Below are 23891 nucleotides of genomic sequence, written 5' to 3' on the forward strand. Positions count from 1 at the left end.
ATGCCAAATATCGTATTAAGTCGTATTGATGAGCGTTTGGTTCACGGTCAAGTGGGTGTGCAATGGGTTGGGTTTGTCGACGCCAATATTATTGTTGTTGCTAATGACGAAGTTGCCGAGGACAGCATCCAACAAAGTTTGATGGAAATGGTGATCGCTGAAGGGATTGCGATCCGTTTCTGGAGCATACAAAAAGTCATCGATAATATTCACAAAGCCTCTGAGCGCCAGAAAATTTTGTTGGTGGCAAAAACACCGTCTGATTTTTTAAAAATAGTCGAAGGGGGAGTTCCAATCCAAGAAATTAATATTGGTAATATGCATTATGTGGATGGAAAAAAACAAATTCATAAAACCGTTTCCGTGAATGCACAAGATATTGAAAGCTTTCAACAATTAAAAAAACATAACGTGAAATGCCGTGTGCAGGGAGTCCCTACCGAATCTGCTACGGATATTTTTGAATTACTTTAATTATAAAGGAACTGAAAGATGGAAATAGGATTCATGCAAGCGTTGATGCTGGGAATACTCGCATTTTTCGCTGGATTAGATCTCTTCAACGGTTTAACTCACTTTCATCGCCCCGTGGTATTAGGCCCTTTAGTCGGCTTGATTTTGGGTGATTTACCTACGGGGATATTAGTGGGCGGAACATTAGAGCTAGTTTGGATGGGATTAGCCCCATTAGCGGGTGCTCAGCCACCCAATGTTATTATTGGGACTATTGTTGGGACGACGTTTGCCATCAGTTCTGGCGTGCCTGCTGATGTCGCTGTTGGGGTCGCGGTACCCTTTGCGGTTGCAGTACAAATGGGGATTACTTTCTTATTCTCTGTGATGGCACCAATGATGTCTAAATGTGACCAAATGGCAGATAACGCCGACACTAAAGGCATTGAACGCGTCAACTATTTTGCGCTACTGGTATTGGGTACGTTTTATTTCTTATGGGCTTTTCTTCCAATCTATTTGGGTGCAGAACACGCCAAGGTTGCTGTTGAAGCGCTACCTAAAACCTTGATCGATGGTTTAGGGGTTGCGGGTGGCATCATGCCAGCTATTGGTTTTGCGGTCCTGATGAAAATCATGATGAAAAATGCCTACATTCCTTATTTTATTCTTGGATTCGTCGCGGCAGCTTGGCTTGAACTTCCTGTGTTAGCGATTGCCGCTGCAGCACTGGCGATGGCATTGATTGATTTTATGAAAAAAGGAACAGACACCACTGTTGTTGCGACTAAACAAGAGGAATTTGAAGATGGAATCTAATCACAATATCGATGTCAACCAAGCACCTGACGTCCCACAAGATGAATATAGTGATAAATCGATTGGTACTGAGTTAACCAAATCAGACATTAACCGAATGGCATGGCGTTCACTACTATTACAAGCCTCATTTAACTTTGAGCGTATGCAAGCCGCAGGATGGTTATATGGGCTATTACCGGCACTAGAAAAAATTCATACCAACAAAAATGATCTATCCAAGTCAATGCGTGGGCATATGGGCTTTTTTAATACACACCCATTCTTAGTCACGTTTGTAATGGGCATTATTTTGGCGATGGAGCGTTCAAAACAGAATGTGAATAGTATCCAAAGTACTAAGATCGCGGTTGGTGCTCCCATGGGAGGAATTGGCGATGCCATGTTCTGGCTCACTTTGCTGCCGATTTGTGGCGGGATTGGTGCCGATCTCGCATTACAAGGCTCGATTCTTGGGGCGGTCGTTTTCTTCTGTTTATTTAACGTGGTTCATTTTGGCCTTCGATTTGGTTTAGCACATTACGCTTACCGAATGGGCGTAGCAGCGATACCGATGATTAAAGCCAATACCAAAAAAGTAGGTCATGCGGCCTCCATTGTTGGGATGACGGTGATTGGTGCACTGGTCGCGACGTATGTACGCCTCTCCACTACGCTAGAAATTAATGCTGGTGATGCGGTGGTTAAGTTGCAAGCGGATGTAATTGATAAGCTGATGCCTGCATTCCTTCCATTAGTGTATACCTTGTTGATGTATGCCTTGGTTAAACGTGGTTGGAGCCCAATTAAACTGATTGTGGTCACGGTTGTGATGGCGGTTGTGGGTCGTTTTATCGGTTTCTTATAACATTTTAACCGAGATAGAAGATGAACAATCAGAGGGGGGCGTGAATGCCCAAAGGGATAAACATTCCTGCCAATCTACTTAGCATTGCTATGAGCGTTGGATAATACATGACCTCGCTCATGCTTTTAGTCAGCTGGATCCCCCCTCTCCAATAGAAGAGGAAAAGAAGATGTTGAGTGTGATTATTTCTGGCCATGGCGCGTTTGCTTCAGGCATGGAAAAGGCTATGCACCAAGTGATTGGGGCACAAGAGCAATGTGTAGCGATTGACTTCCCTCCGGAATCGACGACCCAACAACTGCAAGAACAATTTCGAACCGCAATGGAGAACGTTGGTACACAAGATGGGCTGGTATTTATCACCGACTTATTGGGTGGTAGTCCCTTTCGTATCGCGTCAACCCTTGCTTTAGAACACGGTAATATAGAAGTCATTACTGGGGCTAACCTGCAATTAATTTTGGAGATGATGTTGGAGCGTGACGAACTCAATATTACCGAGTTTAGAGAACAGGCCTTGTTATGTGGCCACCGTGGAATGACATGTTTATTTGATGAGTTAGCCAAACAATCACAGACCGAAATGGCATGTGAAGGCATTTAACCAAATGCTTTTGTGATATGTCGAGGAGTGAATAAAGTGAAAATTTATGTAAAACAGATTCTTACCGAACAAGGATGGCAGCAAGATTACATTATTACTATCGAAGATGAGTGTTTTACACAAATTCGGCCTAAGCAACCCGAAGACGATATATCCACCATGGTGCAAGCGGATGTGATGTTACCAGCATTGATAGACTCACACGTGCATGGTGGCGCTGGTGTCGATGTGATGGACGGTACGCTCGAATCATTAACGAAATTATCACAACACTTAGCCAGTCAAGGCGTCGGTGCTTTTCTCGCAACCACGGTTACCGATCAGCTACCACATATTGAACGCGCTTTGATTAATGTGGCTGAAGCCATGGTGCAAGGTGTTCCTGGGGCGACGATTTTAGGCAGTTACTTAGAGGGTCCCTATTTTACCGAGAGGCATAAAGGTGCTCATGATTCGAGTTTATTTCGTGAGCTAGACACACAGGAATTGGATCATCTGATCGCGGTGAGCCGAGATACATTAAAAGCCGTCGCGTTAGCGCCAGAAAAAAATCAGGCATGCTACGCCATTCGTCATTTGAAGCGGCGAGGAGTCAACGTGATGTTGGCGCATACCAATGCGAGTTACGCCCAAGCACAGTCGGCATTTGAGGCTGGTGCAGATGGGGTTGTCCATTGCTACAATGGGATGAGTGGTCTTCATCATCGGGAACCTGGTGTGGTGGGGGCTGGATTAAGTGACTCTCGAGCTTATATTGAGTTGATTGCGGATGGTCATCATGTTCATCCAGCGGCAATGAAAATTTGTGTCAGTTGTGCCGCAGAACGTTTAGTGCTGATCAGTGACGCTATGTGTGCGACTGGTCAACCTGATGGTGAGTATTTCTTGGGCGGTAATTTGGTCCGTATGCAAAGTGGCATTGTGACAACTCAAGAAGGGGGGTTAGCGGGGAGTACTTTAGCATTATTCCAAGGGGTGAAGAATTTATCAACCATGGTGGGTGTAGAACTAAAATACGCGATTGAATCAGCCAGTTTATTCCCGGCTCGTTTACTAGGTATCGAACATACATATGGTTCAATCGCCATCGGTAAAAAAGCCAATTTTTTATTTGTTAACCCAGCGTTTGAATTAAAAGAAACCTGGGTGAATGGGAATAAAGTATGGTGCTTTAAATAAAAAATCACAGAGTAAAAATATTAATGATTTAGATGATCATTTAAATAATCCTTAATTAACCATAAATAATATATTATTTGAGTGGCGTTTTTATACGCCATAGGAGACCTTATGTATCTAATATCTTCACATGAAATGCTAAAAGACGCTCAGAGAAACAACTATGCGGTCCCTGCATTTAATATTCATAATTTAGAAACGATACAAGTGATTGTTGAAACCGCTGCTGAAATGCGTTCCCCTGTTATTTTGGCAGGGACGCCGGGGACTTATAAACATGCCGGTGTTGATTACTTGGTTTCTATTTGTAAAGCTGCCGCTAAAAAGCATAAATTACCACTGGTATTACATCTAGATCACCATGAAAGTATTACTGATATAGAAGAAAAAATTCATGCTGGGATTCGTTCGGCTATGATTGATGCCTCTCATTCCCCTTTTGATGAGAATATTAAAACCGTTAAAGCTGTTGTTGATATGTGTCATCGTCATGGCGTCTCTGTTGAGGCAGAGCTGGGACTGCTTGGGGGGCAGGAAGACGATCTTATTGTTGATGAAGCCAATGCACAATTAACCGATCCAAGCTCAGCGAAGGAGTTTGTTTTGCGTACGGGGATAGATTCTCTTGCAGTTGCTATTGGTACGGCTCATGGTTTATATAAATCAGAGCCTAAATTGGATTTTGAAAGATTAGCGGCGATTCGTCAGTGTGTTGATATTCCTCTTGTTTTGCATGGCGCATCGGGTATTTCTGATGAAGATGTACGTCATTGTATTGCATTAGGTATTTGTAAAGTTAATGTGGCGACTGAATTGAAAATTGCTTTTTCAGATGCAATGAAAGGGTATTTGTCTAGCCATCCTGATGCGAATGATCCTCGACAATATTTAGTTCCAGGCATGCAGGCAATGAAAGAGGTGGTCATTAGTAAAATTAACGTTTGTGGCAGCGCAAATAGAATTTAACTTGATTTTATAATAATTATTTTTTGCTTTGTCTTTAGTTCAGGTCTCCCCCCTATGTTTACCAAGACTGGATAAAGCGTTTCATTGTTCGCAATGTTTACCACCTATTTTATAGGTGGTTTTTTATTTTGAATAGAAATTAAATAATGAAAATTATATTTCCTTTGCAATAAAAACTTTAAATCGGTTCAGACTTTTCAATTGGTTTCTTTTTTTATTTCGTTATATTTTTATTTGTGACTTAAATCATTCGTTTTATTTTCTTTATCTGTAATATAAAGGTTTAATCCATAAAAATAAGGTTTTAATATGAAAGGAAATGAAATGAAGCCTTTGGCTTTTCGTCTGAAAGTGATGCCAATATTATTAACAGCAGCGATATATACATCGTGGTCGGTTAATGTTTTGGCCGCACCACTCAGTAATCTTAATCTAGATAGCATCATGCAGAATGGGCAATCTGTTTTTTTGCATACCATTGATAATAAAAATGTAAAAATTGATTTTATTAATAGTCACGTGTTTCGTTTACAAGCCAGCCATAACGACATTTTTACCGATGTTAAAACGGATGCAGTCAACGATCAGTGTGCTAATTTTAAATGTGATAACAGTGATTTTAATGCAGAGGCGCTGCCCAACATTGTTATTAATGATCAACAAGGTCATGTCGCGATCAATGTTTCACAACAAGGTGAATATCATCTCATTACAACCGACGCCCTTGCACTACGTGTTTACCATGCACCGTTAACTTTTGCTTTATATAAATCCGATAATATGACACCGCTATGGAGAGAATTGCAGCCGATAGACCTAGGTGCCTCGGTGGATGGTTTTGACCAAAGTGAACTCAAATTTTATAACAGCAATCTAAAAACGGTACAAACGTTATCCAGTAGTAAGGATGAACATTTCTACGGTGGAGGGCAGCAAAATGGAGAGTTTGAATTTAATGGTAAAATTCTCAAAGCGTCGTATTCTGGCGGCTGGGAAGAATTTGATCGCCCGAGTCCTGCTCCTTTTTACTTCTCAGATAAAGGATATGGCGTGTTACGCCATACTTGGCGAAATGGTGCGCATGATTTCCGCAGTATTGATCAAGCGGTATCTTCTTATAATGAAAACCGTTTTGATGCCTATTATTTTGTTGGGGAGACGCTCCACGAAATAGTTGATCACTATACAAAATTAACTGGACGTCCACATTTGATGGCTCGCTGGGCTTATTATTTAGGTGATGCTGACTGCTATCAAAATAAAAATGGTGCTTATCCTTCTGGTTGGCCTGATTCGCCAGGAAATACAAGAGATGTGGTGGATCAAGTCGCAATACCTTATAAAAATCACGACATGCCAGTGGGTTGGATTTTACCGAATGATGGTTATGGGTGTGGATATTCTGATCTGGCGGGTACGGTGAGTGAGCTAGATAAGCTAGGAATTCAAACGGGGTTGTGGACACAAAAATCACTGGATCAAATTCGTCAAGAAGTCAGTGATGGCGTAAAAGTGTATAAATTGGATGTAGCTTGGACAGGCCCAGGAAAACTTTATTCATTGGCAGCGAATAATGATGCTCATATAGGATTGATGGAAAACTCAACAACGCGAGGCATGATTTGGACCGTCATGGGATGGGCAGGAACACAGCGCTACAGTGTGACTTGGACAGGCGATCAAGCGGCAAGTTGGGATTATATACGCTGGCATATTCCAACATTTATCGGTTCTGGATTATCGGGACAAGCTTATGCCTCTTCAGATGTTAATGGTATTTTTGGTTCGGGTGCCGAAACTTTTACTCGTGATCTCCAATTTAAAACGTTCACACCAGTATTAATTTCTATGTCAGGTTGGGATCGTGGGGAGCGTAAGCATGCTTGGTGGCATGATGGTGATTTTAATGGCAAATTGTATCGGGATATCAATCGGGATTATTTGATGTTGAAGTCTGCCCTTATGCCTTATATGTATCATTACGCTTATCAAGCCGATCAATCGGGATCGCCACTCGTTCGAGCCATGACTTGGGAGTTTCCTGATGACGCGCGTTTGAAAAGTGAAGAGTTTAAATATCAATACATGTACGGTGAGTCTTTATTGGTTGCTCCGGTGTACGAGCCAATGGCAAAAAACAATGGTTGGTATAAACAACTCTATTTACCCACAGGCGAATGGATAGACTTTTGGGACGGGACTCGTACCTCTGTGCCGGATGGGGGAAAAGTGTTGGAATACTATCCCGTTACGATTGATCGAATCCCCGTGTTAGTTCGAGCTGGTGCGATTATCCCGATGTATCAAGGGGCGCGTTCTGATGCACTACAAGATCAATCACATGTGATCATGCAGGTTTTTCCGCACGGTGAAAGCCACTTTACTCTTTATGAAGATGATGGTGAAACCCGTGCCTACCGAGAGCAGAATGCTTACGCAGAAACACAGATCCATGTACAAGCTCCGCATATAGGTACTCCGGGTAATATTACTATCACGATTGAGCCAGCTGTTATACATCATGCTTATGATGGGCAAATTAATCAGCGCAGTTATCACATTCAAGTGAGTTCATTGATTGCTCCGCAGTTAGTTAAACATAATAACCTCGTGTTGAATCAACATCAGACTCAAAATGACTTTGCACAAGCGGATGAAGGATGGTTCTTTGACTCATCTGACAAAAATGGTGTAGTACATATTAAGCTTCCTAAACAGTCCGTATATGAGCAGCAGCAAGTCATGATTGATATTGATGAAGCGGCAATATGGCCAGAAACGCTACCATATCCACAGCCCAACTATCATACGGAATTTGATAAAAGCTTGCTCAAAATTGTTAAACCAATGCCAGCTGAACCTGGAACACCTTTTGTGAATGCATTAGATGGTGATGTGGCAAGCTTATACCATTCACCATGGGAGCCGACAGAACCATCCGAACAAACTCCGATGGATTTTATTGTGCAATTAGGTGGCACATTTAACGTTTCTGGTTTTACCTATTTACCCGATGAAATGGCCGGTAACGGAACTATTACTCAATATCGTCTTTATCTATCGACGACTAATGGTAACTGGGGAGAGCCCGTTGCAGAAGGAACTTGGCCACAAACAGAGGCGTTAAAAATAGCGGATTTTTCAGAAACTGAAGCGAGTTATTTACGTTTTGAAGCGGTTGCCGCGTCTGGTGGCTTTGTCAGTGCGAGAGAGTTTGACATTATTGCAACGAAAAAGCGCACGCCAACCAAAACGATCGAATTAACCGAAGATCATCTCACGATCGAAGGAGAGGTAAAAGTGGGTTCGTCGGTAACGGGTAGTGAAATGCAGATGAATGGATTGAATTTTCAGTCCGGTATTGGAATGCAAGCACCAGCAAACGTCAGTTTTAGCCTTGATGGAACTTGGACGCGCTTAACAGCGGATGTCGGCATCGATGACAGTTGTAAAATTGAAGGCAACAAAGTTAAAGCGAGCGTTTATGCCGACGGTGTAAAAGTATGGGAATATGATCTAGAAGGTCCTGCTGTAGTGAAACCGGATTTGGATTTATACAACATCAAACACATTATATTGCGTACTGATGATATCGATAACGACGTGACGGGGGATTGTGTCAACTGGGCTAATTTAAAATTAACCGGCCCAGAAACAGCAACCTTTAATGAGTTTGATCGGACGGCGATTCGCTTTATTGAAAAACCCAAAGCGCAATCTGGTTCTGAAATCGAAAAAGCTTTCGATGGTGATCTGAATAGTATTTATCATTCACCATGGTTCCCTGAACACGATTCTGAAAAAGCGCCGCAACATTTTGTGATCGATTTGAGTGCTGACTTTATGGTTAGTGGGTTTAGTTATGTTGCACGACCCGGTGCAGGGAACGGAGCAATCGGTGATTATCGTCTCTCTTTGTCTGAAGATGGTCAGAACTTCATAGAAGTTTCGGTAGGAACTTTTGAGCATCGTGATGGCGTGCAAAAATTAGAATTTTCACCGTATCAAGCGAAATACCTGAAATTTGAGGCGTTATCCGGTGTGGGTGACTTCGTCTCGGCTGCTGAGTTTGATGTATTTGCTCAGAAAGTGAAGAACAAGAACCCTATCGAACCGGAGTTATCATCAAGTTCAGGGGGAAGTATGGGGCTGTTCTATTTATGGCAATTATTCCTTGTTGGTTTAGTTCGTTACTATCGCTCCAAGTTTAGTTTTTGTGACCCGAAATAGTAGTTTTTATGTTAAACCTAACCCCTACTTGCCTAAGTAGGGGATTTTCGCTTTTATTTTACTCATCAGTATAATACTGCACACCAATTTGAATTCGTGATCTATCATTGGCCACTCGCCAGCGGTTGGTATCACGCAGTGAATAGATACAGCCGCAGTACTCTTGTTGGTAAAAACGTTCTCGCTTGGCCAGTTCAACCATGCGACTCGCTCCACCTTGTTTGCGCCAGTTAAAAGTCCAGTAAGTCAGGTTTGGGTAACGTGCTGCAGCGCGTTGACCACAATCATTAATTTGTTGCATATTTTTCCAACGCGAGATCCCTAAGCAACTGGTGAAAGTGTCAAACCCATTTTCATGGGCGTACAACGCCGTGCGTTCAAAACGCATGTCAAAGCACTCAGTGCAGCGAATACCGCGCTCTGGCTCCCATTCCATTCCTTTTACCCGTTCAAACCAGTTTGGCGCGTCATAATCTGCGTCTATAAACGGAATACCCAGTTTTTCAGCAAAACGAATGTTCTCTTCTTTACGGATCAAATACTCTTTTTCTGGATGGATATTCGGGTTATAGAAAAAGACCGTGAGTTCAATCCCCGCGTTAACTATTCGCTCCATCACATCACCAGCGCAAGGGGCGCAGCAAGAATGAAGCAGGACTTTATTGGATACATTGGGGGTTTCGAGAACGATAGTTTGTAAAGTGGACATAAGCCTAAAGACATGATGGTGAATAAATAATGTTAACGTATTGTACCAATATGCAGCCAGTTTTCTAGCGATTAATGATAAGTCTAAAAAGTGGATGAAATCGGGATCTTTTTTGATTTTTGCTGTTTAAATATAACGATACTTTATGTTTATATTCAATTTTTAATCAAATGCGAATCCAAGTAGTGATAATTGTTTTTATTTAACATTATCATGCTGTTTTTATTGGTTTTTATTTTATTCATTTATCATGCTTATGGTTGTTTTTTTATGGAAATTATAGACGTATTGTGTAAAAAACTTGTGCTATGATTCATCGTCGATGAGCAGAGTGTTTTTGTGGAGTTCTATAATGAATCGTAAAACCAGCGCAGCACTCATTTCGGTGGGTTCTAATAGTACGTTAATTGTGATGAAAATGACGGTGGGGATTTTTAGTGGCTCGGTGAGTATCATTTCAGAGGCCATACACTCTGCCATGGATCTTATTGCCGCATTAATTGCGTTATTTGCCGTTAGTACCTCCGATTTACCACCAGACGACAATCATCCTTACGGACACAGTAAAATTGAGAACGTTTCAGGAGTATTAGAAGCGTTATTGATTTTGGGTGCTGCAGCATGGATTGTCTATGAAGCGATCAGTAAGCTGTTTAATCCTCAGCCAGTCAGTGCGATAGGGCTAGGCGTAGTCGTGATGTTAATTTCTGCTCTGGTTAACTTATTGGTTTCAAGACACCTTTATCGCGTAGCGAAAGAAGAAGAATCAATCGCGCTACAAGCGGATGCTCTGCATTTAAAAGCGGACGTATTAACCTCACTCGGTGTTGCGGTGGGGCTATCAGTGATGTTAGTCGCCGGATACTTAGGTTATGACTGGTATTTTATCGATGCGATTGTGGCCATCTTTGTTGCGGTATTTATTTCTCGTGAAGGGGTGAGTTTGTTATGCGAAGCGTTTCGTCCTTTATTAGACCATAGTATCTCGGACGAAGAGTTAGCGCTGACTAGTCAAACCATTAAAAGTGTTTGTGGGCCAGAGATGAGCTTTCATCAGTTACGTACTCGTTATTCAGGCCGTCGCCGTCATATTGATTTTCATCTTACTGTACCTAAATCGATGTGTGTCGATGCTGCCCACCAACAATGCGATAGAATTGAAGCGGCGATCATGGCTGTGCTGCCTAATGCTGAGGTGTTGATTCATGTAGAGCCCGATTATCGCCATTCAACGTAAGGTGTTGTGAGTCGTCAATCGGTCGGTATTTGTAATTAACGGTTGCTACCCAATAGTAAAGGCCTCAAAATGGCGGACTTTGCGCGGCGGTGCCGCGTTGTTTATTTTATTACTATTGAGAATCATATATGGGTTTTACCTCGCTCGGTCTTTCTGCACCAATCCTTAAAGCTATTGAAGAGAAAGGGTATAACACGCCTTCGCCTATCCAAGTGCAGGCCATTCCTGCGGTATTAGAGGGCAAGGATGTCATGGCAGCAGCTCAGACTGGCACAGGAAAAACAGCTGGCTTTACATTGCCTATTTTGGAGCTTTTATCAAAGGGTCCAAAGGTTCGCGCCAATCAGGTGCGCGCTTTAATTCTTACCCCAACACGTGAGCTGGCTGCGCAAATTCAAGAAAGTATTCTAGTCTACGGTCGTTATCTGCCATTAAGCAGTGCCGTCGTCTTTGGTGGAGTGAAAGTTAACCCACAAATGCAGCGGATGTGTAAAGGGGCGGATATTTTAGTGGCTACCCCAGGTCGATTGATGGATCTGTATAACCAAAATGCGGTCAAGTTTGATCAACTGGAAATCTTGGTCTTGGATGAAGCGGATCGCATGTTAGACATGGGCTTTATTCGTGATATTCGTAAGATACTGAAACTATTGCCAGAAAAGCGTCAGAACTTATTGTTTTCGGCAACATTTTCGACCGAGATTCGAGAGCTTGCTAAAGGCTTAGTTAATAATCCGGTTGAGATTTCAGTCAGCCCTGCCAATTCAACAGCAAGAACTGTTGAGCAATGTATTTATCCGGCTGACGTGAAAAAGAAACCAGCCATGTTGGTTAAGTTGGTCAAAGAGGGTAATTGGCAACAAGTGTTGGTGTTTATGCGGACTAAACATGGTGCGAACCGTTTAGCGACCTATTTAAATGAGCAAGGATTAACCGCGGCGGCAATCCACGGTAATAAAAGCCAAGGCGCACGTACTCGAGCGTTAGCTGACTTTAAAGCGGGCGATATACGTATTTTGGTCGCTACCGATATTGCTGCGCGTGGCATTGATATCCCTCAATTGCCACAAGTGGTCAATTTTGAGTTGCCTAAAGTCGCTGAAGACTATGTCCATCGTATCGGCCGAACTGGCCGCGCTGGAGAAGTGGGTAAAGCGATCTCATTTGTGTGTGAATTGGAAGCACCGGAGTTATTTGCGATTGAACGTTTAATTCAAACGGTATTACCTCGAATGAGTTTGGCCGGTTTTGAGCCCACTAATGTTGTCCCTGAATCGAAGTTAGATGGTCGTCCGCTTAAACCTAAAAAGCCCAAAAAAGTGAAGAAGCCGACAGCGACTCAGCAAAATACGGGTCATCGTGGTCAAACGTCCGGTGAGGGACGCCCTGCGAACAAATCCAATCCTAATTCAGCGAAAAAGAGTCCGTCACATCGTACTCGTCGCCCATCATCAGCAGTCAAGACGCCGGTCGTTAAATCTGCTCCTCGATCTGCTTAAATCCGATTGATGAAAGTCGCGCACTGCACTTTATGGAGTGCGCGATTTAAAAAATGACGGTTATTTAGCGATTTAGCCTTTAGTGTATTAACCTTAGTGATGAGTGTTTTCACGTAAAAGGTGATAAGGATATGCAAAAATACACACAACTGGCAGTGGTGCTTGGGGCGTTTTTTTCTGGTTCTGCGTTAGCGGCGAATGCTGTCGCTGATGCGCGAGGGAATGCAATGGGTAATACTGGGGTGACCACCTCTGATTATCTATTAGCGCCGTTTTATAACCCAGCGTTAACCGCGGTTTATCGTAGCCGAGATGACTTTGGCGTGCTATTACCCGCCGTCGGTATTAACCTGCGCGATAGCGATGATAATTTATCGACGATTGATGATTTACAAGATGTGATCAAAGCGTTTGAAGCTGGTGATACTTCACAAGCAACGCAAGATCGATTGAATCGTTATTTAGATGACTTAAATAACAATAAACCTTTTGCGGTGTCGGGTGGTTTAGGTGTTGCGGTTGCCATTCCGATGAACCGAGTTTCATTAAACTTTTTTGCGCGCGGCTATGTTGAGATCCTCGCGAAAGCGCAGATCAGTGATGATGCCGATCCGGTCAATCGCTATCAAGACTCTAGTGTTGATCTCATGGCCTTTGGTTATTCCGAATACGGGATTGCAGTGGCGAAAATGGTGCAGTATCGCGGCCATCAATGGGCTATCGGTGTGGCGCCGAAAATCCAACAACTCAAGACTTATCAACAGAGCTTAAGTGTTAAAGAATTTGATTTAGATGATTATGATCAGAGTGAAACCAGTGACAGCGCTTTTAACCTCGATTTAGGTGTCGTGTGGTTAAAAGATAACTATCGCGCAGGTTTGGCGGTAAAAGATCTGTTTAGTCAAAAAATCACGACATTTAATGGCATCAATCAATACAAATTGGATACTCAAGTTACCGTCTCGGGTGGTTATGTAACGGATGCTTTCACCGCTGCTGTGGATTTAGATCTCACCAAACAATCTCGTTTTGACGGCAAAGGGGATGATACTCAGTTTTTACGCTTTGGTATTGAAGGTAATGCATGGCGCTGGGCACAACTACGTGCTGGCTATGAGATTGATTTAGAAAGTAATCTTGATAATGCTATTACCGCAGGTATTGGTTTTAGTCCGTTTGATGTGGTGCGTTTTGATTTAGCCGGGAACTACGCTGGTAAACATCAGATGGGGGTAGCGGCTAACCTTTCGCTGACTTTTTAATCCGCCGCTTTGAAATGTATAACCGCTTCAGGTCTACTCGACTTTTGAAGCGGTTTTTTTAATGATTATTTCAGAGCTCTATCGATCATCTGATTAATAAACTGATAATGATTTTTCACTTCATCGCTCACATGTCTTGAGAGACGCATTTTACGAATCGCGTGGAGTTGAGCTAAAGCCTCAGAGCGGGTCACAAAATCGTGCTCACTTTCATTCTCTTTATCAAGATTTGCGATCACAATCAGGCGTTGTACATAACTGACCTGCAGCATTTGACTGATGCTGTTGACTTGTCTGGCATCGACAAAAATAGCGTTAGTTAATTCACTGAGCATCTGATTCACACTGTATTGATTACCATACAATCGACTATCGCTGAGACGCATCGTGACGTTAGGATGCAATAGATGATCGAGGATCATTTGCTGCATAGCAAAGAGGCGTTGGTGAGGTTTCGGATCCTCATTGATACCGTATCGAGCAAATCCGCGTCGTTGAGGCTGCATATAATTAAGTAGCGGCATCATTTCTTGTAAGACATCGGGGGCAAAGACATAGTTGGCTAAAGTACGCATTGCGCGCTGTTGGTCGGCAAGCGCAACCGGAGTAAATGGTTTGACTTGTGGATCTTGTCCAACCACCGCTCGCTCAACATAAATACCACCGATATAGCGCGAAACAACATTGGCTTGATTGAGATAGTGATTAAAGAGCACATTAGCGCTCATCAACAGTTGTTGATGGGATTGACCAGGTACGCGCGCCGTTTGCAATAATTGAGGGTAGGTGTGCTTAATCAGCTCAAAACGTTGTGTCGCATAGGTGATAGGGTCCGAGCTGTGTGCGCCAATCATTGCCCGAGGGTCGATGTGGACGCCAGGAAAACGCATGTCATCTGCATCGTTAGCGAATGCCAATTCAGGCTGATGGGAACGCTGTAAAATACGTTCTAGGCGTTGTGACTCTTGTTCAGGGTCTGCAAGTGCGGGAGAGTAACCATATTCAATCGCCCAGATATCGTAAGGCCCAGGTAAGTAACTGTAATAATCACCTTGAGGTTTACCTACGGGGGCTAAGTTAATCGGTGCGTAATCCATTACCGACCCCGACAATACCCCTTTAGTGAGCGACTTATCGTGAATTTGCTCATTATCCCATAAAGAATGAGACTTCATATTATGATTCAGCCCCAAGGTATGCCCGATTTCGTGCATCACTAAATGGCGTAATCCTTGCTGTAAACGTTCATTGTCGGCAAAGGCTTCTCCGGTCGGCAAACCATAAGTTGCTCTTGCCATCATTAACCCTTGCTGTAGAGAATGGGCGGCAGAGCAATGCACTGGTTGTCCGTTAATGATATGAGTGTGCGTTTGCTGAGTGGGAGTCACAGGCGCGAACACTTGCTCGGTTAACCAAACATTAGACAGAAAAATATGCTCTAGCATGATGTTAGCGGCAATAATTTCACCGGTTAAAGGGTTCGCTAGTGAAGGACCATAACCACCAAACAGAGGTTGAGGAGAAGAGGTCCAGCGTAGCACGTTATAGTTAATATCTCCGGCTTCCCATTCGGCATCATCCGGCTGCTCTTTGACGACCAGTGCATTTTTAAATCCCGCAGCTTCAAAGGCGATATTCCATCCTTCTACTCCTTGACGAATCGCTTCTCGCCATTCATGAGGTGTCGTATTTTCTATCCACCACACAATGGGTTCTACGGGTTCTGAGAGATCTTGCTCTGGGTGTTTTTTCTCCAAGTGCCAGCGATTAATCACATCACCATAAGGTGCCCAACTGCTATCGGTCATCCGATCAAACGATTGAGTAAAGTAGCCAATCCGTGCGTCATCGGCGCGCGGTTGATAGTCATTCTCAGGCAGTGCAATCAATGAATGTTGGAGACGGATTTGCGTGATCCGCGCATCGGCTTGAGCCGCAGAGCTCTCTTGTGGCTCATTGTTTAAGAATACATAGTCGATCACCACGTCGACATTACGCGGATAGACGCGCTCTGCGCTAAAACGCGAGCGATGTTCAAGCAGCTCTCCCATCATGAACCCTGATCCTGATGAACGTCTGTCGAGAGTTGGCGTCAGTTTATGCAGTGCATCACCGATGAATAATCGATCCGCGCTCAGTAGGATTTGTCCTTCTTCTTCGGCAATGATTGGTAGGGTTGCCAGTGTCGCTTGACTAATATTCGCGTTGGCTGCGCGGGAAAGAGGGTTATTGGGGTCAAATTGAAAACGAGGATTCAACGCAACGATATCAATTCTATCGAAATAACGGCGAAATTCGATGACGCGAGTTTCACGAAAGTTGCCCCGAAAATGTCCTGCTTCAACAATACCATTCAGACTTTGGGCAAGATAAATCATTGGCTGGTTGAGCTGTGATTCATTGATGGCAAATAACGTTTCACCGGTAGTTTGGTCGCGATAAAAAGTAAGGAAACCTTCTTTATGACTCATGGTTTCAACAATACTGCTGTAACTCATGGAATCATCGGTAGTAGGCTCTTCAGCCCATAGCGGTGAGGAGCTTAATAGTGCTCCAGCGAGTAGCGCGGTGACTAAACGTTGACGAGAATGCATTATCATGCGGTAACGGTCCTTTATTATTGGAGGATATACCCTTCCTATTGGAGACGGTAGCGGTGTTTGCTGTGTGCCTTTACCCTAATCACCGAGTGATTTGCGTATAGGGAATGACTAGACTGGCTAACTACCTGCAACGTCAAGTCGATAGACGCACAGGCAACCACACACTTCAAACCTAGCTCATTGAATAGTCGCGAGTATTGAGCTTGGCTATCAGACCATTATGCAACAATAAAGTTTATTTATGGAGAGTAGAAAAGAGTAAATCATGAGGTTCCCGATGCAATAGCTGGCAAAACCCAGTGGGTAATCCAGTCGATCATTGAGCGTAGAAGGGGAAAGATTAGACAAGATCTCACTTGCTCTCAAAGGGGGGCGATTAAAAAATAAATGAGAGAGATAAGATAATGAAGAAGGGCAAAGCCCTTCTTCATTAAGAGATTTACAGTGAAATAAACAAACCAGCCAAACAAGCACTCATTAGGTTAGCAAGAGTGCCAGCAATCACGGCTTTCAGGCCTAAATTAGCCACTTCTGCTCGACGTTCTGGTGCCATAACCCCAATCGAACCAAGCTGAATCGCGATAGAACCAATATTGGCAAAGCCACATAAAGCAAAGGTAATCACCACTTGGCTGTACTCAGACAGTGCATCTTTATGTTGGATAAAATCAATAAAGGCCACAAACTCATTCATGATCACTTTTTGGCCGATATAAGAGCCTGCTTGAATCATTTCATGAGCAGGGATGCCGAGTATCCAAGCCAGTGGTGCAAACAGATAGCCAAGTAAGAGCTGTAAAGTGATGCCTTGTAAACCAAACAGCTCAGCAAAGCTCTCTAACCCAGTATTGACCATCGCGATCACGCTGACAAAAGCGATAAGCATAGTTCCGACCGCGACCGCCACCTTCATGCCATTCATTGCGCCGCTTGCCAGAGCATCAATCACATTACTTTGTTCGCTACCATCAATGTGTACATCGGTCTGATCGCACGGTTTTCCTGCTTCAGGGACGATGATTTTCGCCATGAGCAAGCTACCTGGCGCCGCCATAAAGCTAGCGGCAATCAGATATTTTAGCTCAATACCGAGTCCTGCATAGCCTCCGAGCACACTACCCGCTACAGAAGCCATACCGCCAGTCATCACCGCAAATAGCTCTGAGCGGGTTAATTTAGGCAAAAAGGGACGTACTAATAGCGGCGATTCCCCTTGTGATAAAAAGATATTGCCTGTAGCGACTAAAGACTCGGCTTTGCTGGTGCCTAAAAAGCGCTGGATCCCGCCGCCTAACCAAGCGATGACTTTTTGCATAATGCCTAAATAGTACAGCGCAGAGATAAGCGCGCTAAAAAAGATAATGATCGGCAAAACACGAATTGCAAAGATAAACCCAGTATTGGCTAAATCACCAAATAAGAAGGCGATGCCTACATCAGCAAAGCCTAACAGACTTGCAACCCCTTGACTGAGCGCACCAAGGGCGGCTTGTCCCCAAGGAAAGTACAACACCAGTGCAGCAAAGCTGACTTGCAGTAATAGCGCCCGTGAAACCGTTTTCCAATTAATAATCGCGCGTTTCTCAGAGAGCAGATACGCCAAAGCGAGCAAGACCAGCATGCCCAATAAGCTAAAGATAATCGTCATAATTTTTTTCGATGTCGTGAATGAATGGAAAGAGAGTGGGTGTCATGTTTATAAAAGGCGGGAACAGGCTACGGCACTGGCTAGCAGTGTAGGAGGGAAGTAATGACCTAAGCGGTCGCCGTTGTCTGTTCATAAAGCACCTTTACAAGCAAAGTTAACGAGCTGGTCCTATCCTAGGGTCGTTCACTATTCCATATGACGGCTTGTATTGGTGAGTTCGGATGCACACCGAGCGCGGAGTATAGCGGTACAAAAAGAGATTTTCATCACATTTATTCAATTAATGGATGCGCAGTTTCGATTCTTTCACCCATTAAGCTAAGTAATCGGTTGCTTTGAACATTCCCTGCCATATTTTTATTGGATCATCATTTTATGATATTTCTATATAAAAGCGTTATCTCTGAAATAACGCCTTGCTAAGCAAAATAATCAATGAAGAGAGTAACGAATATGTAGCATGGCTATGCATTAATAATGATTAACTTTTCTTTTTCCAACGTTCGATTTGTATTCACCGTAGAGTAATTATTGAACCAATAGATTTAGATAGATGAGGGGGAATGAGTATAAATAGCTTAAATCATTGTCGTTATTTATCGAGATAATGTATTTACTTTTCAGTCTATTAAGTTAATTTTTGTCTTGTATATGGTTGGTTTTTTGTTAAAAGTGTTGATATTTTTCTTTATTTGAATTTACTATGTAAACACGACAAAGTTAATCAATGTTTAGCAATAACCACCAAGTTTTAAATAAATAGTAGCACTTCTAGATAATAATCCTTACTTGTTAGCATAACGTGTCAAAAATAATGCATTTTTAGTGATGAGTAGACAGTAAGAATTATTTGTGTGGCTATTTTGCATGGTTATGTTCTTCGCTTACGAACAAGAACATCGCCCATCACAACAAGGATTCAAGTTATGATGCTTATTCGCCCAGTGACTAGGGATGACAAACCCGCATTGCTAGCCTTAGCTAAAAAAACCGGAGTGGGATTCACTTCGTTACCTCATCATGAACAGCGTTTAGCGCAGCGAATTGAAAGAATGCTGGCGACTTGGCAAGGAGAAGCGCCGCTGCATGATCAAGGTTATCTGTTTGTCTTGGAAGAGACAGAAACTCAGCAAGTGGTTGGTGTGAGTGGTTTAGAAGTGGCGATTGGTTTAAATGAACCGTGGTACGATTTTCGCGTTGGGACTTTGGTGCATGCCTCCAAAGAGCTGGATGTTTATAACCAAATGCCGACCTTATTTTTAAGTAATGATCATACGGGATGCAGTGAGCTGTGCACACTCTTTCTCGATCCTGATTTTCGATTAGGTAAACATGGCCATTTATTATCGAAAAGCCGGCTGCTGTTTATGGCCAGTTTCCGAGAACATTTCACTGATAAATTGATTGCTGAGATGCGTGGCGTCTCTGATGATAGTGGCCATTCACCGTTCTGGGAAAGCCTCGGCCGACGATTCTTTTCGATTGATTTTAGCCAAGCGGATCATTTAACGGGGATTGGCCAAAAGGCATTCATTGCCGAATTAATGCCAAAACATCCTCTGTATGTCGATTTTTTATCGGAGCCTGCTCAGCAAGTGATTGCTAAGGTGCACCCTAACACTGAGCCTGCGCGTAAAATTCTTGAAGATGAAGGGATGCGTTATGAAGGCTACATCGATATTTTCGATGCCGGCCCGACTCTGGAAGCGTACATTGATGATTTACGCATGGTTCGTGATAGTGAGTTATGTGAGGTATTGATCAGTGACTCGCCACCACAAGGGGAGGCTACATGGTTGATTGGTAATCTTAATTATCACCATTATCGAGCGATGATCAGTAATGCGCAATACGTTGATCAGCAAATTTCGCTGACGGCTGAGCAAGCGGATCAATTACAAGTACAGCAAGGTGATAAAGTCAGAATTGCCCCATTATTTGCGCAGCCGCGCGTGACCGCGAGTTGTTAATTTCCTCTTTTAAAATCAATAATAATAAGGACGTTGTGTATGTCAGCTTATGAAGTGAATTTTGATGGTCTGGTTGGGCTTACTCATAATTACGCAGGACTGTCGTTTGGTAATGTTGCGTCAACTTCAAATAAAAATGCGGCTTCTAATCCACAGCTAGCTGCGCTGCAAGGACTCAGCAAGATGAAAGCACTTCATGATATGGGGTTTGTACAGGGCATATTACCTCCCCAAGAACGGCCTTGTATGGCGACTTTGCGTGAATTGGGCTTTAGTGGACGCGATGAGCAAATACTGGCTAAAGTTGCCAAGCAAGCTCCGCAGCTTTTAGCCAACGTAAGCTCCGCTTCATCGATGTGGGTCGCTAATGCTGCGACGGTTTCTCCTTCGGCAGATACAGCTGATAACAAAGTTCACTTTACGGTTGCTAATCTGAATAATAAATTTCATCGTTCAATTGAAGCCACGACAACCCGCCGAGCACTGCAAGCGGTATTTTCTTCTGCTGAGCATTTTGTCCACCATGCTGCGCTGCCTCAGCAAGCTCTTTTCGGTGATGAAGGGGCGGCAAATCATAATCGGTTATGCCGTGATTATACTGCGCCTGGAGTTGAGCTGTTTGTGTATGGTCGTCAAGCATGGGGAGGAGACGTTGAACCACAGCGTTTCCCTGCTCGACAAACTCGTGAAGCGAGTGAAGCAGTGGCGCGGTTGCATCAATTAAACGCTGCGCAGCGAGTGTTTATCCAGCAAAATCCAGCGGTGATCGACCAAGGGGTTTTTCATAATGATGTGATTGCGGTTAGCAATGGACCGGTATTGTTCCATCATCAGCAAGCGTTTCTCGATCAAGCGCGTGCTTTTGCTGAGCTAGAGCAAAAACTGAATGCCTTAGACAGCCCATTTATCCCGATTGAAGTTCCGACCGAGTTAGTTGCGGTGCAAGATGCGGTAGACAGTTACTTGTTTAACAGCCAGCTATTAACCAAAGCCAATGGCAAAATGCTGATTGTCGTTCCTGAAGAGTCTCGTCAAAACCCGCGAGTGTGGGCGTATCTGCAGCAATTGATCAGCAGCGGTGGACCGATTGATGAAGTTAAGGTGTTTGATCTGCGCGAAAGTATGTGTAACGGCGGTGGTCCGGCTTGTTTGCGTTTGCGTGTTGTTCTCAATGCATCAGAACTTAAAGCCACTAACTCCCGATGCTTAATGGATGATCAACGTTTTGAAACGCTCAATCAATGGGTGAAAAAGCATTATCGCGATCGATTACTTGAGGCGGATTTGGCTGATCCGCAATTATTAATAGAGAATCGAACCGCACTTGATGAGCTAACTCAGATCATGGGCCTCGGGTCGTTATATCCATTTCAGCAAGCCTAATACATTGAATCCGTAGAGCAGAGGTGAGTTCTTTGTTCATCGGCAATAATATTTGGTCATCCGGATCATTTTCCGCGTTAAGCGTTAATCTTGTCTGTGAAAATTCTCACTATTGAGAATTTTCACAATTAATGACTGTGTTTTCCCGCTAAAATGGAAACAACCTCTCAAAAATGCAGCTCATCTCTAAGATACATAAACCCTTTTAGCCAATTTGCGGCGCGGTTAACAGAGCCTATGGGATTCGATTGAGTAACGCTGCTTGATTCTCTAATTTGACGCTAGGCACACTCTATTTAGGCCATGGTCATGTTCTCTCGTACCCTAGCAAAACAGCTCTCGACTTGCAGTAGTCATCGTATGTTGACTGAGGTTATCTTTCCCTTTTTACGCCAGATACTTTTACCTCAGGCGATGCACATCTTCCATGCACCTTCTCATCCTTATCAGGCAAAGAGTATTTTTACAGTAGGGCAACCGCTGTCAGTGGCTCAGTATCCAGAGACGTTTTGGTTGTGGGCCGCCCAATTTGATTGTGCCGATAATCTGATCCCTCTCGCTACTAATACTTGCAACTGGGATTATCAGCAGGACATCCCATCAGAAGCGTATTTATTTACCCTCGATAACCACAGCGATAAACGGACCTATTTATTGTTTGAGGGAGTCTGTGAGCAGCGAGTGAGTCAGTTATTGGCGACCGGGGGGCTTGAATGCTTACCGCTGATAGCGGCTCGTTGGCAGTGTATCCGCGCCGAAACGGACGCTGCGCAAGAGTTTAAGCTTCGTGATAGCCGTGAGGCTAAGTATCGCGATGAGTTAACGCAGCGCGAAATTTTTATTGATAACATGAAACTGGTACATCAATTAGCACTTACCTTATCAAATCCGAGCAATTTGGATGAGCTGCATCGTGCATCGGTTGAAGCGGTGCGCGATAAGCTGGGGTTTGATCGAGTGGCTTTATTTTTATTAGACATCAAAAAACGCTGTTTTAGCGGCACTTATGGGACGGATGAGCAAGGACGAACGATAAGTGAGCATCATACTCAGTTCGATTTACATCAGTTAGAGCCACGATATATCGAAGCGATCGCCGACGGAAACTCAACGTTGGTGATCATCGATGATGCGCCGTTGTATACCGCAGGTGAGGTGATCGGGCAGGGATGGAACGGCATGCTATTGCTGCGTGATGGTGAAGAAGTGTTTGGTTGGATAGCGATGGACAACTATTTTCGTCGTCAACCCATCGGGGATTATCAACGCCAGATGCTCGGTTCTTTTGCTTCGTTATTGGCGCAAATTTATATTCGTAAACGGCAGGAACAAAACATGCGCATGTTACATGCAAGCATGGTCGAATTATCGCGTTGTTTGACGGTGAGTGAAGTGTGTAAAACGGCGGTAGCCTTTGCGATTAAGCGCATGGGTATCGATCGCATGGCAGTATTTTTGACCGATGAACAGTGCGGTTATTTGCAGGGGACTTGGGGAACTGATATTCAAGGGAATATCGTCGATGAGGGTTATTTTCGTAGCTCTGCGATTGATAATGAAATCGTCCTTTTGGCCAAACAAGCACCAAATGAGGTGGTGTTCAAAGAGTCGGTGCCCATCTATCACGATAGTCAAATTGTTGGATTTGGTTGGACGGCGATGACGATGTTGACTGATAACGATAAACCATTGGCGTTTATTTCAGCTGATAACCTGATCCGCCGCTCTCCGTTAACGTCTCAGTTACGAGAAGTGATCCGCATGTTCGCTTCGAATTTAACCGAAGTTTTGATGCGTGCTAAAGCTCAGCAAGCGATCAATGAATTGAATGAAAACCTAGAGCGTGAAATCTATAACCGTACCCGAGAGCTACAAAAAGCCAATGAGAAGCTGGATTTACTGGCCAAAATGGATCCACTGACGCGTTTAGGCAATCGGCGTATGTTAACCCATTTGTTAGAACAAACCTGTGAGCAATATGCGGCTAAGCCGGTTGATTATGGGGTTATTTTGCTCGATATTGACCACTTTGGCTTATTTAATAACTATTATGGGCATCTTGAGGGGGATATCGCATTAATGCGGATTGGTAAAGTGCTCAGTCAACATACTCAGTCTGATGGAGAGCAATTTTGCCGGATCGGCGGCGAAGAGTTTGTCTTGCTACTAGCTAGGCATAATGCTCAGCAAGTCGCCGCGTTAGCCGAAACGATTCGCTGTGCGGTCGAGCAAGAGAATATTCCACATCACACTAGCCCTGTTTCTTCATGTTTAACGGTCTCGATTGGTTACTCTGTTGCCCGTTTTACGCCGAGTGAAATTCAATTTGAGCGTATGTACGCTGAAGCCGATAAAGCGCTTTATCAAGCAAAGCATCAAGGACGCAATACTGTGGTTGGGGCCGAATTGACCCCAACTACGCCTGACTCGTTTGAACACCTCTCCTCTTAATATCAAAGTCGGTATTCTTAGTCTTAACGTG

General features: G+C 43.7%; 16 protein-coding genes. 13 read left to right on the plus strand and 3 right to left on the minus strand.

Annotated features, from left to right (window positions below):
* The 7 genes from agaV (at position 1) to FKN88_RS08365 (ending at position 9098) form a co-directional block, all read left to right on the plus strand.
* Positions 1-474, plus strand: coding sequence for a PTS N-acetylgalactosamine transporter subunit IIB (agaV, locus tag FKN88_RS08335; protein WP_004396894.1), 474 nt, complete (start codon positions 1-3; stop codon positions 472-474).
* 18 nt (positions 475-492) lie between these two features.
* The gene (gene agaW, locus FKN88_RS08340; protein WP_040905236.1) at positions 493-1272 is read left to right on the plus strand and encodes a PTS N-acetylgalactosamine transporter subunit IIC; all 780 of its coding nucleotides are present in this window, start codon (positions 493-495) and stop codon (positions 1270-1272) included.
* Entirely contained in the window at positions 1262-2119 is an 858-nt protein-coding gene (agaE, locus tag FKN88_RS08345) for a PTS N-acetylgalactosamine transporter subunit IID (RefSeq protein ID WP_154170860.1), read from the plus strand. The genes agaW and agaE overlap by 11 nt, the downstream gene beginning before the upstream one ends.
* A 169-nt stretch (positions 2120-2288) precedes the next feature.
* Positions 2289-2723: a PTS galactosamine/N-acetylgalactosamine transporter subunit IIA gene (agaF, locus tag FKN88_RS08350; protein ID WP_154170861.1), complete on the plus strand. Its 435-nt coding sequence runs from the start codon at positions 2289-2291 to the stop codon at positions 2721-2723.
* Between the two features lie 36 nt (positions 2724-2759).
* Complete coding sequence (gene nagA, locus FKN88_RS08355) at positions 2760-3902, plus strand: N-acetylglucosamine-6-phosphate deacetylase (protein WP_306687435.1); 1143 nt, start codon at positions 2760-2762, stop codon at positions 3900-3902.
* A gap of 111 nt (positions 3903-4013) precedes the next feature.
* Positions 4014-4868 carry a tagatose bisphosphate family class II aldolase gene (locus FKN88_RS08360; protein WP_004396899.1) on the plus strand — a complete coding sequence of 285 codons (855 nt, stop codon included), beginning with the start codon at positions 4014-4016 and terminating at the stop codon, positions 4866-4868.
* A 309-nt stretch (positions 4869-5177) separates the two neighbouring features.
* Positions 5178-9098, plus strand: a complete 3921-nt coding sequence (locus tag FKN88_RS08365) for a discoidin domain-containing protein (RefSeq protein WP_373567177.1) — start codon at positions 5178-5180, stop codon at positions 9096-9098.
* A gap of 58 nt (positions 9099-9156) precedes the next feature.
* Here FKN88_RS08365 and FKN88_RS08370 read toward each other — a convergent pair whose 3' ends face one another.
* The gene (locus FKN88_RS08370; RefSeq protein WP_154170862.1) at positions 9157-9807 is read right to left on the minus strand and encodes an epoxyqueuosine reductase QueH; all 651 of its coding nucleotides are present in this window, start codon (positions 9805-9807) and stop codon (positions 9157-9159) included.
* Positions 9808-10159: 352 nt separating this feature from the next.
* Here FKN88_RS08370 and FKN88_RS08375 point away from each other — a divergent pair, with 352 nt between their 5' ends.
* From FKN88_RS08375 to FKN88_RS08385, 3 genes are all read left to right on the plus strand, one after another.
* On the plus strand, positions 10160-11044 hold the full coding sequence (locus FKN88_RS08375) for a cation diffusion facilitator family transporter (RefSeq protein WP_154170863.1): 885 nt from the start codon (positions 10160-10162) through the stop codon (positions 11042-11044).
* Positions 11045-11172: 128 nt separating this feature from the next.
* Entirely contained in the window at positions 11173-12543 is a 1371-nt protein-coding gene (locus FKN88_RS08380; protein ID WP_154170864.1) for a DEAD/DEAH box helicase, read from the plus strand.
* Between the two features lie 131 nt (positions 12544-12674).
* Complete coding sequence (locus FKN88_RS08385; RefSeq protein WP_154170865.1) at positions 12675-13805, plus strand: conjugal transfer protein TraF; 1131 nt, start codon at positions 12675-12677, stop codon at positions 13803-13805.
* Positions 13806-13870: 65 nt separating this feature from the next.
* Here FKN88_RS08385 and FKN88_RS08390 read toward each other — a convergent pair whose 3' ends face one another.
* On the minus strand, positions 13871-16405 hold the full coding sequence (locus FKN88_RS08390) for a zinc-dependent metalloprotease (RefSeq protein WP_154170866.1): 2535 nt from the start codon (positions 16403-16405) through the stop codon (positions 13871-13873).
* Between the two features lie 442 nt (positions 16406-16847).
* Positions 16848-18056 carry a NupC/NupG family nucleoside CNT transporter gene (locus tag FKN88_RS08395; RefSeq protein ID WP_040905244.1) on the minus strand — a complete coding sequence of 403 codons (1209 nt, stop codon included), beginning with the start codon at positions 18054-18056 and terminating at the stop codon, positions 16848-16850.
* A gap of 926 nt (positions 18057-18982) precedes the next feature.
* Between FKN88_RS08395 and astA the strand changes: the two genes are divergently transcribed.
* The 3 genes from astA (at position 18983) to FKN88_RS08410 (ending at position 23860) form a co-directional block, all read left to right on the plus strand.
* Entirely contained in the window at positions 18983-20026 is a 1044-nt protein-coding gene (astA, locus tag FKN88_RS08400; RefSeq protein ID WP_154170867.1) for an arginine N-succinyltransferase, read from the plus strand.
* Positions 20027-20065: 39 nt separating this feature from the next.
* Complete coding sequence (gene astB / locus FKN88_RS08405) at positions 20066-21409, plus strand: N-succinylarginine dihydrolase (RefSeq protein WP_154170868.1); 1344 nt, start codon at positions 20066-20068, stop codon at positions 21407-21409.
* Between the two features lie 309 nt (positions 21410-21718).
* Positions 21719-23860 (plus strand): GGDEF domain-containing protein, encoded by a 2142-nt coding sequence (locus FKN88_RS08410; protein ID WP_306687434.1) that lies wholly within the window; start codon positions 21719-21721, stop codon positions 23858-23860.
* The last annotated feature ends 31 nt before the right edge of the window (positions 23861-23891 follow it).

The sequence above is a fragment of the Vibrio sp. 2017_1457_13 genome (genome assembly GCF_030851525.1).
GTDB classification, from domain to species: domain Bacteria; phylum Pseudomonadota; class Gammaproteobacteria; order Enterobacterales; family Vibrionaceae; genus Vibrio; species Vibrio metschnikovii.